Origin of the sequence: Streptomyces sp. NPDC004065 (assembly GCF_044903565.1) — a bacterium.
Lineage (GTDB): Bacteria > Actinomycetota > Actinomycetes > Streptomycetales > Streptomycetaceae > Streptomyces.
Map to the genome: position 1 here is coordinate 222,030 of NZ_JBJDQT010000003.1, position 13,390 is coordinate 235,419.

General features: G+C 74.4%; 11 protein-coding genes. 1 reads left to right on the forward strand and 10 read right to left on the reverse strand.

The annotated features are described in order from the left end of the window. Positions 1-3: 3 nt before the first annotated feature. Both ACI2LW_RS07225 and ACI2LW_RS07230 read right to left on the reverse strand, forming a co-directional pair. On the reverse strand, positions 4-414 hold the full coding sequence (locus ACI2LW_RS07225; RefSeq protein WP_404730154.1) for a hypothetical protein: 411 nt from the start codon (positions 412-414) through the stop codon (positions 4-6). Next, the gene (locus ACI2LW_RS07230; RefSeq protein WP_404730155.1) at positions 411-728 is read right to left on the reverse strand and encodes a hypothetical protein; all 318 of its coding nucleotides are present in this window, start codon (positions 726-728) and stop codon (positions 411-413) included. Before ACI2LW_RS07230 ends, ACI2LW_RS07225 begins: the two co-directional genes overlap by 4 nt. A 34-nt stretch (positions 729-762) precedes the next feature. Between ACI2LW_RS07230 and ACI2LW_RS07235 the strand changes: the two genes are divergently transcribed. Beyond that, entirely contained in the window at positions 763-1,488 is a 726-nt protein-coding gene (locus ACI2LW_RS07235; protein WP_404730156.1) for an NUDIX hydrolase, read from the forward strand. Between the two features lie 141 nt (positions 1,489-1,629). Here ACI2LW_RS07235 and ACI2LW_RS07240 read toward each other — a convergent pair whose 3' ends face one another. The 8 genes from ACI2LW_RS07240 to ACI2LW_RS07275 form a co-directional block, all read right to left on the reverse strand. Continuing rightward, positions 1,630-4,818 carry a TIM-barrel domain-containing protein gene (locus ACI2LW_RS07240; protein ID WP_404730198.1) on the reverse strand — a complete coding sequence of 1,063 codons (3,189 nt, stop codon included), beginning with the start codon at positions 4,816-4,818 and terminating at the stop codon, positions 1,630-1,632. 505 nt (positions 4,819-5,323) lie between these two features. Then, the gene (locus ACI2LW_RS07245) at positions 5,324-5,659 is read right to left on the reverse strand and encodes a hypothetical protein (RefSeq protein ID WP_404730157.1); all 336 of its coding nucleotides are present in this window, start codon (positions 5,657-5,659) and stop codon (positions 5,324-5,326) included. A gap of 115 nt (positions 5,660-5,774) precedes the next feature. Further along, entirely contained in the window at positions 5,775-6,794 is a 1,020-nt protein-coding gene (locus ACI2LW_RS07250) for an aldo/keto reductase (protein ID WP_404730158.1), read from the reverse strand. A gap of 330 nt (positions 6,795-7,124) precedes the next feature. Continuing rightward, positions 7,125-8,018, reverse strand: coding sequence for a PhzF family phenazine biosynthesis protein (locus ACI2LW_RS07255; RefSeq protein WP_404730159.1), 894 nt, complete (start codon positions 8,016-8,018; stop codon positions 7,125-7,127). A gap of 416 nt (positions 8,019-8,434) precedes the next feature. Continuing rightward, positions 8,435-9,403, reverse strand: coding sequence for an anti-sigma factor RsbA family regulatory protein (locus tag ACI2LW_RS07260; protein WP_404730160.1), 969 nt, complete (start codon positions 9,401-9,403; stop codon positions 8,435-8,437). Next, positions 9,400-9,744, reverse strand: a complete 345-nt coding sequence (locus ACI2LW_RS07265) for an STAS domain-containing protein (RefSeq protein ID WP_404730161.1) — start codon at positions 9,742-9,744, stop codon at positions 9,400-9,402. The genes ACI2LW_RS07260 and ACI2LW_RS07265 overlap by 4 nt, the downstream gene beginning before the upstream one ends. A 224-nt stretch (positions 9,745-9,968) precedes the next feature. Next, positions 9,969-12,824, reverse strand: coding sequence for a BTAD domain-containing putative transcriptional regulator (locus tag ACI2LW_RS07270; protein ID WP_404730162.1), 2,856 nt, complete (start codon positions 12,822-12,824; stop codon positions 9,969-9,971). Between the two features lie 222 nt (positions 12,825-13,046). Continuing rightward, the gene (locus tag ACI2LW_RS07275) at positions 13,047-13,340 is read right to left on the reverse strand and encodes a hypothetical protein (protein WP_404730163.1); all 294 of its coding nucleotides are present in this window, start codon (positions 13,338-13,340) and stop codon (positions 13,047-13,049) included. Between the last annotated feature and the right edge of the window lie 50 nt (positions 13,341-13,390).

Below are 13,390 nucleotides of genomic sequence, written 5' to 3' on the forward strand. Positions count from 1 at the left end.
GGGTCACCGTACCCGCGGGGTTCCTTCCGGGCGCCCCATGGCACGGCTGCCGTCCGAGGCGATCTGCCACTCCTTCAGCTTGGGCCGGCGGCCGTCCAGGAACCACTCCATGGTCCAGCGGCCCTCGGCCGGCTCTCCCTGGGCCGTGCCCTTCGCGCTCCTCCTCCCGCTGGACAGCACGAGCACGACGAGCAGCACGAAATACCCGAAGAAACCGAGGGCGAGACCGACTCCGTAGGCCGCGAACAGACGCGTCTGCTCGGGGAAGAGCGTGAGGACGGTGCCCCCGCCGAGGACGGCCACGATGGCGGCCACGTCCGTGACGGCCACCCTGGCACGGTAACGGTTGACGAAATAGGCTTGCCAGCCGACGACCACTCCGAACAGGAGCGCTCCGCACTCGACGAATGTCACCTGATCCCCCTGGAGTCGCTTGCCGGGCCCGCCGTCGAGCGCCGGACGAGAGCGCGGAAGGCAAGGTGCAGACCGGCACCCAGCGCCACCCCGGCGACGACGACCGGAGGTCCTTGGGGACCTGCCGCGAGATGGGCGACCCCCGCCGCCGCGACGACCGCGGCGGTGCGCGCCGGCCAGCGGGCCGGGTGCGGGGCGAGACCGTGTGCCAGGCACCAGCCGACGACGGCGCCGAAGCCGATCGCACCGCTCACCAGCACCCCGGCCCCCGTCCGCCGTCCGTCGGATGCTGCGGAGTATAGCGTCGTGATCATTCGGGAGATGCGGACAACAGGGAAGGACGTTGCCTTGAACGAGCAGCGGCGCCAGGTCCGGCTGGCGGCCTACGAACGGCTGAGGGCGGAGCGGCCCCGGCTCTTCGCGAATCCGCCCGACGCCGCCTTCGAGATCCTCTTCGACCCCGCCGAGCAGGAGTCCGTCGCCGACCGGAGCGCCGCCGACAACGAACGAGGCGGCCTGCCGGCGGAGGACGGGGACATCGGCGTGGTCTACCGCGACCGCTTCGTCATGCTGGTCCGCGACGCCGTCCGTTTCCGGTCCGGCCGGCGCGGGGCGTACATCAGGCTCTGCGGTGCTCAGGACGGGGTGGGGGCGGCGGTACTGCCGTTGCTGTCCGACGGCCGGGTGGTGCTGATCCGGCACTTCCGGCACGCCGACCGCGGCTGGCACTGGGAGATCCCGCGGGGTTTCGCCGAGGCCGGCGACCGGGGCGGTGACACCGCGCGCCGTGAACTCGCGGAGGAACTGGGGTGTTCGGTGGAGCGGATGGAGCGGCTCGGCGCGGTCAACGGCGACAGCGGGCTGCGTGCCGCCGCGGACGACATCTACGTGGCGCACATCCCGGCGCGGAGCTTCGACGGGACCGCGGTCGCGGAACACGCCGTGGAGGAGGGGATCGACGCAGTGCGGCCGGTGGCCCCGGAGACTCTCCGCCGGATGATCGCGGACGGCGAGATCACCGACGGCTTCACCCTCGCCGCCTACGCGCTGGCCTGCGCCTGCGGGGTGCTGTGACCACCCGGCCCGCGCGCCACGGCGGGTTCCGGCCGGCGCGCCCCGGTGGCATGACGCACGTGCCCCCGCCGTACGGCCGGGGCGGCCGTACGGCGGGGGCGCGTCGCGGACGCGAGGGCGGGCCCGGCGGTCGCCGGCCCGCTAGCGGAACGCGACGGTCACCGCCTCGCGGACGCCGCGCGAGGGCACGGTCACGCTGAGGGTGTGCGTGCCGGCGTTCCACCGCCAGGCCGGGGCCGCCGCCCGGGTGCCGTTGAGGGTCACCCGGGACGGCGGGCGCTCCACCCCGACGAAGGACACCGTCCAGGCGCGCCGGGTCACCTGGCCCTTGAAGGAGCCCCTCGCGGGGGCGATGCGCAACCGGTGGTCGCCGTGGTGCTCGGTGTACCGCAGGGCCGTGGTCGCCGCCCGCCCGGACACCTTGCCCACGCCGTCGTCCTCGTAGAGGGACAGCGCGCCGGAGGCGCCGGCGGCCACCGTGACGGCGGCCTTGTCCAGCGGGTGCCGTGCGTCGCCCGGCACGTCCTCGGCGCGGGTGGCGACGACGCCGCCCGCCCGGACGAAGACCGGCATGGTGTCCAGGGTGGTCGTGACGTCGTGGGTGGCGCCGCCGGCGGGCGCCGTGTACGTGCGTCCGGTGAAGTAGTCCGTCCACCGGCCCGGCGGAAACCAGACGGGGGTCGTGGTGCTCGTCCCGGGCGTGGTGACCGGCGCGACCAGCAGGTCGGGCCCGTACAGGTACTCGGTGCCCGCCCTGGCGTACGCGGCCTCCTCCTCCGGGTACTGCAGGTACAGCGGCCGGACGATCGGGACTCCGGTGACGCCGGCCTCGTGCGCCAGGGTGTAGGTGTAGGGCACCAGCGCCTCGCGCAGCTGGAGGAACTTCTCCGCGGACGCCTTCGCCCCGGGGCCGTACTGCCAGGGGAGCCGGTCGCTGTGGTTGCTGTGCAGGCGGTCGACCGGCTGGAACGTCCCGAACTGCACCCAGCGCGCGTACAGGTCGTCGGGCAGTTTCGTGGTGCGGCGCGTCTGGCCGCCCGAAGTGTACGTCTCCGCCCCGGGGATGCCGTAGCCGTCGTTGTGGCCGCCGATGTCGTGGCTGACGGCGGCCAGGCCGGTGGCGGCGGACTCCCCGGGCGTGTAGCCGACCTCGGCGCGCAGCGTTCCCCAGTTGGAGGTGGTGTCGCCCGAGAAGTGCACCGTGCTGCGCTTGTCGGCCCAGGGCCCGGTGGGCAGGCCCACTCCCCCGCTGTAGCCGCCGGCCTGGAGGGAACCGTAGGCGCGGGAGAGGACGAAGCCCCGCTCACTCGTCTCGGAGGTGAGTTCGGCGTACTTCTGGTTGATCCAGGCGTCCGGGGTGACACCGGCCCGCGAGGACCGTGAGGCGTCGCAGCACCAGTCCAGCCACCAGAAGTCGTTGCCGGCCCGGTCCATCGGCCGGTGCAGGTCCAGATAGGCCCTGAGCTGGTCGGGGTCCCCGAAGTCGAAGGTGTGGCAGTCGGGGCCGGCCGCGCAGGCGCCCTTGCTCAGTTTGCCGCCCGCCGTGGCCTGCGCCGCGGCGTACCGCGGGTCACTGCCGACGATGCTGGGGTGCACGTTGAGGGTGTTGTGCAGGCCCTGGCTCTGGGACCAGTCGAAGAAGCCTTCGGGGTCGGGGAACTTGGCCGGGTCGAAGTTCCAGCCGCTCCACGTGTTGGGGGACTTGAAGTCGGTGTCGGTGACGAGGACGTCGAGGGGCACCCCGGCGGCGCGGAACGCGGGCAGTACGGTCTTCTCGTAGTCGGCGGCGGTGCGGTCGATGTACTCGGAGTACCAGACGCCGTAGGCCCAGCGGGGCAGCAGCCGCGACGGCCCGGTCAGCGTGGCGAGGTCGGACAGGCCCCGGGCGTAGTCGTGGCCGAAGCCGAAGAGGTATCCGTCCTGGTAGGGCCGGCCGCCGTGGCCCGGGCGCGCGGAGGTCTTCCCGGTGCCGGTGTCGTAGCGGGCGGACGGCGTGTCGTCGAGCAGGTACCAGCCGTCCCGGTGCAGCAGGCCGGGCGTGGTCCAGGGGGTGGGGTCGCGGTCGCCGTCGAGTCCGTCGAGGCTGCGCCGGTAGCCGCCCAGGGCCAGGTGCGGCGCGGGGGCCCGGTCGCCCTGGGCGGCCAGGGCGAGGGTGTCCACGTTGACGTGGCAGTCGGCGGCGCCGGGGCAGGACAGGGTGACCTCGTCCGTGCCGGCCTTGAGGCCGACCGGGACGGACGCCGACGCCCAGGTGTCCCAGTCGTCCGTGGGCGGCAGGGACAGGGTGCTGTCGGTGCCGCCCTTGGTGGTGATCCGGACGTTCCGTGCCCGGTGCAGGCCGTCGCCGCCCGTGCCGTTGGCGTAGCGCAGGCTGAGCGTGTAGGTGCCGTCCGCGGGGACGCCCACGATCCGGTCGGTGACGCCGGAGCCCTGGTCGAGCTCGGCGGTGAAGCCGTGGCCGGCGTGGCCCTTGTGGTCGGTGGCGACGACGGCGGAGCCGGACAGGACGGCGTCCTCGGCCTCACAGCCGGTGCCGAACCGGCAGCCGGGGAGCGCGGTGGCGGCCCGGCCGGGGTACGTGGCGGAGGGCGCGAGGAGGGCGACGCTGTCGATGTTGACGTTGCCGGAGTCGGCGGCGGCGCGCCGCAGCCGCACCGTGTGGTGACCGGCGGTGAGGGTGAGCGGGAGCCGGGCGACCGCCCAGGTGTTCCAGTCGGCCGTCGCGGGGAGGGTGAGGGTCCGGGCGGCGCCGCCGTCCACGGCGAGGCTGAGGGTGCGGGTCTCGTGCCGGCCGTCGCCGCCGGTGGAGTTGGCGTACCGCACGGCGAAGTCATAGGTGCCGGCCGTGCCGACCTGTACGTCCGTGGCCAGAGAGTTGTTGCCGGCCTCGAAGCCGGCCAGGAAGCCCTTGCCGGTGAACCCGGCGTGGTCGCCGGCCAGTCCTGGGCCGTCGTACAGCTGGTCCTCGGCCTCGCACAGGGCGCCCGGGGAGCAGACAGGGTGCTTCCAGGGGGCCGCCAGCACGTCCTGCTGCCCCGCCTTGAGCCGGACCGTCAGGTTGTCCGCGGTGAACGGGCCGGACCCGACGCGGTAGCGCAGCGTCATCGCGCTCGTGGTGACGGTCAGCACGCCGTCGCGGACCGACGACGTGTAGCGGGGCGGCGTGAAGGAGTTCCGGCCGACCGCGTTGAAGGTGGGCCGGTCCTCGAAGCGGCCGTCGCCGGCGTACTCGGTGCGGAGCAGGGTCGGTGACAGGATCTCGAAGCGGGCGTCCGGCAGGGACACCGTCGCGGTGCGGGCCGCGGCGTCCATGGCGGCCGTGGTGTCCATGGCGTCCGCGGCCGTGACGCCTGGGCCGGCCAGACTCAGCCCCAGCGCCGCGACGGCCACGAGGTGGCCGGTCACGGACGTGCGCCAGGTGCGGGGAGATCTCGAGGGCGTTGGTCGCACAGCACGTTCCATCCAGCACGCTCCGTCTCGGGAGGCAGCACTCCGGCGAACACGCGACGGACAGGCGCCGTCGGCCGTGAACGGCCTACCCGGACACGGCTTTTACAACGTTGTCATCGCGGCTCCCAGGCATGAGACCACGCCGGATTCCCGGTGTCCACACCCGTATCGGACATCGTTGTCAGAACTCCGCCTGCCGCCAACAGGGTGTCAGGCGGGGCGAGGTGATGGAAGGTCAGGCGATCGGCCGGCCAGGCCCGGGCCGTCGGGCGGCGCGTCAGCACCGATGCAGCGGGCCCGGGCCGGCGCCGGCGGCGGTCCGGCGACGCAGGCCGACGCAGGCGAGGTGTGCACGCCTGCCGGCCCTCGGGTGGCGCCGCGGAGATCACTCCGGGTGGGCCACGGCCTCCTTCTGCAGTTCCACCGCCGCGATCAGGCTCAGCCGGGGCTCCGCCTGACGCAGTGCGCGGATCGCCGCGACCGAGGCGATGTCACCGGTGAACCCGGTGGCGGCCAGCCGGGAGCGCACCCAGCGGGCCCGCAGCCGGCCGTCGGTCGCGGCGGCGGTGGACTCCACGAGCGCGGCGGCGCGTTCCAGGCCCGGCCGTTCCTCGGGCGAGGCCTGGGCCAGCGCCTCCCCCACCGCGTGGGCGATGACGTCCGCGTCCCGGATCAGCAGTACGTGGTTGCTCTTGCGGTTCAGTGCCGCGATACCCCTCATATGGATCACCCTCTCTGCCAAGTCCGGGCACCAACAAGCGTCTTGAGGAACTTCAGAGGCTTCCCCGGGCGGCCGGACCGGGAGCGGTGCGGGCGGGCCGCGAGCGGCGGCCGGCTCAGCGGCGGCGCAGCGAAGGGTGGAGGAGCGCGGGCGGGGTGTCGTTCTTCTCGTGGGGGGCGAGGTCCGTGCCGGGGGCGACGATCGCGTCGATCGCGTCCAGCACGTCGGCGGGCAGCACGGTGTCCGCGGCGGCGAGTTGTGCGTGCAGATGGTCCAGGGTGCGGGGGCCGATGAGGGCGCCGGTGACGGCGGGATGCGCGGTGACGAATCCGAGGGCCAGCTGGATCATGGTGAGGCCGGCCTCGTCGGCCACCCCGGCCAGCTTCTCGACGGCGTCGAGCCGGGCCCGGTTGGCGGGGACGGCGGGGTCGAAGCGCTGGGGCATGAACGCCGAGCGGTTGGTGGTGATCTCCCGGCCGGCCCGGATCGCCCCCGACAGCCAGCCCGAGGCCAGGGGGCTCCACACCAGCACTCCGAGCCCGTACTCCTCGGCCACGGGCAGGACGTGGGCCTCGATCCCGCGCTGGAGGACCGAGTAGCTGGGCTGCTCGGTGACGTAGCGGCCCAGGCGGTGCTCGCGGGCGGCCCACTGGGCCTGGACGATGCGGTGGGCGGGGAAGGTGGAGGAGCCGAAGTAGCGGATCTTCCCGGCCCGTTGCAGGTCGGTCAGCGCCGACAGGGTCTCCTCGTCGCTGGTGGCCGGGTCCCACCGGTGGATCTGGTAGAGGTCCACGTGGTCGACGCCGAGCCGGCGCAGACTGCCCTCCAGTGCGGTGACCAGCCAGCGGCGCGAGCCGCCCCGGTGGTTGCGCTCCTCGCCCATGGGCAGGCTCGCCTTCGTGGCCAGCACGATGTCGTCGCGGCGGCCGGCGACGGCCTTGCCCACCATCTCCTCCGACTCGCCGCCGCTGTAGACGTCGGCGGTGTCGATGAGGTTGACGCCGGCCTCCAGGGCGGCGTCGACGATGGCGGTGGCCTCCTCCTGGGTGGTGCGCCCGATCCTGCCGAAGTTCATCGCGCCGAGCGCGAGGGAGCTGACCTGTACACCGGTGCGGCCCAGAGTGCGGTACTGCATGACCGTGTTCTTCCTTTGCGGGCGGGGGCGACGCCGAGTGGCGCCGCGGCGGCGCACGTCGTGCGCGCGGGCCGGCGGCGGGTTCCGCGCCGCCGTGACGGCGCGGCGTCGCAAATAAACGGAACCTCGCTCCGGAACAATACGGAGCGCCGTTCCGCTTGGCAAGCGGCCGCCACTGCCGCCCCCGTCGGGCGGGTGTGGTGTGTCAGGGATCCAGGTAGCGCCACCGCCGAGCGGGCCCACCCGCCGCCGGTGCGGCAAGCCGGACGGCCGGTGGGTCGGGCCGGCCGCCGGGCTCGGACGGCCGGCGGGTCCGGCCGTCCGCCGGGCTCAGATGCGGGCGCCGGTGCCGGAGACCCGGACGCGGGGGTCGCCCGCCCGGAGTTCGACCGTCAGCGTGCTGGGGCGTCCCATGTCGGCGCCCTGGTGCAGGGTGAGGACCGCCGCGCCGGGGACCAGCCCGGTCTCCCGGGCGTACGCGCCGAAGGCCGCCGCCGCGGCGCCGGTGGCCGGGTCCTCGACCACGCCGCCCACGGGGAACGGATCCCGTACGTGGAAGGTCGTCGCCGACTCCCGCCACACCAGCTGAAGGGTCGTCAGGTCCTCCTGGCGCATCAGCCCGGCCAGGCGGGAGAAGTCGTAGGAGAGGTCCGCCAGCCGCTCCCGGGTGGCGGCGGCCAGGACCAGGTGGCGCGCGCCCGCGTAGGCGATTCGCGGCGGGAGCGCGGCGTCCAGTTCGGACGGCTTCCAGCCGAGTGCGGCGCACGCCTCCGCGACGACCTCCGGCGCCGCGTCCTCGACGCGAGGCTCGACGCTGGTCAGCGTGGCACGCGGCCGGCCGGCCCCGTCCACGGTCACCGTGACGGGCACGGTCCCCGCCGGGGTGTGGAACACGAGGTCGCCGGGGCCCGTGCGTTCGGCGAGCGCCACGGCGCTCGCGATCGTCGCGTGCCCGCAGAAGGTGACCTCCGCCTCGGGGCTGAAGTAGCGGACGCGGAAGGTCCGTTGGTCCTTCCGCCGTCCGGCCTTGTGCGGCGTGGGGCCCGGGGGCGGGCCCGGGAACAGGAAGGCGGTCTCGCTGTATCCGACTTCGGCGGCGATGGCCTGCATCTCGTGGTCCGCGAGACCCGTGGCGTCCAGCACGACTCCCGCGGGGTTGCCGCCGCCGGGGTCGGCGGAGAACGCGGTGTAGCGCAGGACTTGGGCAGGGGAAGCATCGGTCATGGCGGGGTAACCAGAGTGCGGCCGGACGCATTCCGCGCGCGCCGGAGGGCCGCGCGGCCGGCCCGGCGTCACCGTCCGGTACCGGTGGGCCTCGCCCCGCCCGATGCCGGTCCGGCGCCACCGGCCGCCGCCCGTCCTGCCCTCGGCGACGGCCCGGCGGCCGGTCCCGGCGCCCCCGGGCAGGCCGGCCCCGGCCCCCGCTGGTCGCACCCCCGGCCGGGGCCGGACCGACCCGTCCGGCCGCAGCCCGTACAGCCCGTACAGCCCGTACAGCCCGTCGGCGACGGCGTCCAGGTTCACAGGCGTCTTCTCCTGCGGCGCGCGCGAGCAGGTGCCGGGTTTCCACGATTCCGTCCACGGCGCCGGCGGCTGTCACCAGGACCGGGCCCGAAGGGGGACGCCGGCCGCGCGGGGTGTCACTCCCGGCACGTCCGCAGGCGTACGGCGGTGCCCTTGGGGCCGGTCCGCACCTGCACGGTGTCGCACAGCATGCCGACGCCCCAGATGCCGAAGCCGGACTTCAGGGCGGACTCCGGCGGCACCCAGCTGAGGAACTCCTCGGGCTGCCAGTGGCCGGAGTCGGTGATCTCGCAGACCAGTCCGTTGTCGGGCCACACGCGCAGGGACACCGGCGCGCGGCCGTGGCGCAGGGCGTTGGTGGCCACCTCGGTCACCGCCACGAGGAGGTTGTACAGCGCCTCCCCCGCGATCCCGCAGGACTTCGCCCGCTCGGTGACGAAGGCCCGCACCGCGTGCAGGTCGGTGGGCCGGACGGCCATCGTGGCCGCCGAGCGCGGCGAGGGCGGCAGCGGTGTGCTGTCGACGTCGGCGACGAAGTCGCGGGGGTCCCGGAAGTCCGGGTTCTCCCGCAGCCGGGCGCCCTCGTGGAGGGTGGGATGGGTCTGCCGCACCAGCGAGATGACGTCGGGTGACAGGACCGCGGTGTTGTAGCAGCAGTAGCCCCGGAAGTCCGCGTTGCCGAAGCCCATGTTGAAGATCGAGTCGTAGCGCACCCACTCCATCGCGTCCGGATACTTGGACCAGTCGGCCGACGCGACCACCCAGGCCGGGCGCGAGCCGAGCGTCCTGGCGACGGCGATCATGCCGGCCATGGCCCGCACGGGGGTGCTGTAGAAGTCCGAGGGGTCGATGAACTGCACCGCCGCGGCGTCCCGGCCCAGCGAGTCGCGCAGCACCTCGGCCTCCTGCCGGGGGGTGACCGCGAAGGCCGGGTCGCCGGCCTCGATGCCCTCGCGCAGATGGGGCAGCGCGCCGGCGAGGAACTCCTGCTCGTCCGCGTACAGCAGGGCGCAGTGCTGGACTCCCCGCGGGGTGTTCGTCGCGTCGGCCCCCATGGGCTGCTCCGCGGGTGCCTCGGCGGTCATGACATCCCCTTCCGCCCCGGGACCAGCCCGGGCAGACGTTCCCAGCTCACGGTCTCGATCATGTGTTCCACCTGCGGCGGCAGGTCGTCCAGGACCAGTTCGACGCCGTTGGCGCAGCGCTCCACCAGGCGCGTCAGCAGGCGCAGGGCGCCGAGGTCGATGAAGCTCAGTCCGCCGAGGTCGAGCCGTACCCGGCCGCCCCGGGCCGCCAGCGGGAGCAGCGTCTCCTCGACCTCCCGGTGCCATGTCGCGTCGAGTTCCCCCTCCAGCCGGATGCCCGGAGGATCGAGCGTGCGTGCGATGCGGAGCGTGCGCTCGCCGGAGTGTGCGATGACTTCCATGAGGCCTGCCAGGTTCTGGGTGGGTGAGCTCTCGAAAGGACGCGCGCGCCCGGCCGGGGAAGGAGGCCGGGGCCTCCGCGGCCGGTCGCCCGGCGTGCGACAGGGCCCTGACCGGCGTCCCGCCGCGGCGGTGGCCCCAGTCTGCGGGGCGCCGGTATAGCGGCGGTATACCGTGCCGGGGGCGGGCGTGCCGCCGGCCGCCGGGACGATCACGGAGTGGGTCATCAGGCCGCTCCCCGTTCGGTGTCGCGGTCGATGCCCAGGGTCAGGCAGGCGGGGAAGAAGGCGCTCCAGGCGTACCCGCGCCAGCGCACGTACGCCCCGAGCCCGCCGTCCGCGAGGAGGCCGGCGCGCCGCATGTGCTCCTGGGCCTCCCGTGTCCTGCCCTGGTCGAACAGGATGAAGCTGATCTCGTTGAGGGCGAGGCTCTCCAGCGCCCGTTCACCGGTGTCCCGGGCGTGCGCCAGGCTCTGGCGCAGGCAGGACAGCGCGTCCTCGGTCCGGCCGAGGCCCTGGTAGGCCCGTCCGAGGTTGCCCATGCCGGTCAGCTGCGCCATGCGGTCGCCGGTCTCCCGGGCCAGGGCGAGGCGGCGGTGCTGCACGGCGACGGACTCCTCGTAGCGGCCCAGTTCCGCCAGCGCGTCCGCGAGGGTGCCCAGGGCGTGCAGTTCGCCGTCGCGGTCGCCGGTCTCGCGCCACAGGGCGAGCGCCGACTCCAGGCACTGCCGCATGCTGTCGTACCGCCGGTGCAGCCAGTGCACGGCCGACAGCTGGTCCAGGCCCTGGGCCTGGGCGCGCCGGTCGCCCAGGCGGCGGGCGGCGCCGAGGACGGTGTCGGCCAGGACGCGCAGCTCCCGGGCGCGGGCGTGCGGGTACAGGTACCGGTGCAGTGGCCGTGCCAGGCGCAGCGCGAGCCGGGCGGCCGGCTCGGAGCCCGCGGCGGCGTGCGTGACGGCGGCCGTCAGGTTGGCGCGTTCGGCGTCCAGCCAGGCCTCGGCCTGCCGCCGGTCCCCGATCGGCATGCCCGGCGGGTCGCCGTCGCCGGACCGCTCCCCGGTCGCAAGCAACCCGGCCGGAGGCAACCCGGCGGCCGGAACCTCCCCGGCCGGAGCCTCCCCGGTGGGACGCTCCCCGGTGGGGCGGTGCGCCGGCGGCCACGGCCCGTCGAGGAACGCCACCGCCCGTTCGGCCGTCGCCAGGTAGAAGCGCAGCACGCGGATCAGGGCCTGTTCCCGCTCGTCCTGCGGTTCCTCGGCGCACACCTGCTCGCGGGCGAACAGGCGGATGAGATCGTGCATTTGGTAGCGGCCCGGGGCGAGGCTGTGCAGCAGGTGGGCGTCGACCAGCCGTTCCAGGGCGTCCTCGGCCTGCCGGCGGTCCACGCCGAGCAGGGCGGCCGCCGTCGGAAGGCCCGTGTTCGGTCCGGGGAGCACTCCGCAGAAGCGGAAGGCGCGCGCGGCGGCCCGGTCCGTGGGGTGCTCGCTGTGCCGGATGCCGTCGTAGCCGGCGTGGAAGCTGGCGCGCACGGACAGGTCCCCGACCCGGATCTCGTCCAGGCGGTTCTGCGCGTCGGTCAGCCGTTCCACGAAGGCGCTCAGCGGCCAGCCCGGGCGGGCGGCCATCCGGGCGCCGACGATGCGCAGGGCCAGCGGCAGGCGGCCGCACAGCTGCACCAGCGCGTCGGTGGCCTCCGGCTCGCGGGCCACCCGCTCGGCGCCGACCAGCCGCTCCAGCAGGGCGCTCGCCTGGTCGTGGAACATGACGCCGAGGTGGAGATGGGTGGCGCCCTCCAGGGGGGTGAGGCTCTCGCGGCTGGTGATCAGCACGGCGCAGCCGGGCCCGGCCGGGAGCAGCGGCCGTACCTGCTCGACACCGGCGGCGTTGTCCAGCACCATCAGCAGGCGGCGGTCGGCCACCAGCGAGCGGAACGCGGCGGCGGCCTCCTCGGTGCCGGCCGGTACGGCCGTCTCCGGAACGCCCAGGGTGGTCAGGAAGCGGGCCAGCACCTCCGCGGGTTCCAGGGGCTTCAGCCCGGCGGTGGCGCCGTGCAGGTCGACGTAGAACTGGCCGTCCGGGAAGCGGTCGGCGAGCCGGTGCGCGGTGTGCACGGCCAGCGCCGACTTGCCGACTCCGCCGGCCCCGTCGATCACGGTGATCGTCAGCTGTCCCTCGGCCGCGTCCTCCAGCAGGCGGTGCAGCACCGAGCTCTCGCCGGCGCGGCCGACGAAGGTGGGACTGGGGTGCGGAAGTTCCCTGGGCACCACCGGGAGCCGGCGCTCCGGGGTGCCCGGCGCCGCGGCGGGCGGCCGGGGTTCGGGCAGCAGCGCGGCGTCGGCCCGCAGAATGCGCTGGTGGAGCTGTTGCAGGGGTGGCCCCGGCTCGATGCCGAGCTCCTCGGCGAGCCGGTGGCGCAGGTCGCGGTAGGCGGCCAGGGCGTCGGCCTGCCGGCCCGACCGGTACAGGGCCAGCATGAGCCGCCCCCGCAGTCCTTCGCGCAGCGGGTGCTCGGCGACCAGCGCGTCCAGTTCGTCGAGGACGGCCTCGTGCCGGCCCAGCCGTAACCGGGCTTCGATGCGCGACTCGCGGGCCTGGGTGTGGTACGCCGCCAGACGCATCGTCTCGGCCTCCACGGCCGGGGTCGGCGGCACGTCGGTGAAGGGCGTGTCGCGCCAGAGCCCGAGCGCCTCGTCGAAGCGGTCGGCGGCGGCCTCGGGGGCGTCGCGGTCGAGTTCCCGCCCGCCCTCCTCGACCAGTTCCACGAAGCGGTGCGCGTCGGCCTCGCCGGGCCGCACGACGAGCCGGTAGCCGTGGGCCCGGTACCCCTGGGCGTGGGTCACCAGCAGCCGGCCCGACTCGTCGCCCAGCGCGCGCCGCACCCGCGAGACGTAGCCCTGGAGGAGCTTGCCGGCGCTCTGCGGTGGTGCGGCGTCCCAGAGTTCCGCGACCAGCCGGTCGGTGGAGACCACCTGGTTGGCGTCGCACAGCAGCACCGCGAGCAGCATCCGCCACTTCGCCGGGGCCAGGGGGATCTCCTCGCCGTCGCGCCACACCCCGAGCGGACCGAGGAACCGATACCGCATGCCTGCCACGCTCCGTCACTCGTCACCCGCGCACGCAGGACCTGGCGCGGGATTGGCACATCCTCGGCCCAATTTCCTTGCGTGGCAAGCCAGTAGGGAAACAGGGGACGTGGTGACGGCCAGGGGAAGTGGTGATGGCCAGGGGAAGTGGTGACGGCCGGGGGGACGCGGTGAGGTGCGCCGGCGGGGCCGGCGGGCCCCTCCTGGCCCGGCGCGGGCCGGTCAGTGCGCGTTGTCGACGATCTCGGCGATCTGCACGAAGTCCACGGACGGCGCCACGCCGTACAGCTCGGTGACCCGCCCGCGCAGTTCCTCGGAGAAGAAGCGCTTCGCCTTTTCCTCGGACTCCCAGACGTAGAAGTTCACCGCCTGCTTCCGGTTCTCGTCGAACGTGAAGAACTTGAAGCGCAGGCCCGGCATGCCCTCGAACATGCCGCGGGCGTTCCTGGCGACCTCGGTGATCCGTGCGCGGTCGAAGCCGTCGGGGTAGGAGAAGGTAACGGTCACACCGATCACGAGTGCTCCCTCCACGGGGCGGGAAGGGCTTCCTCACTCCTTCGTGCCAC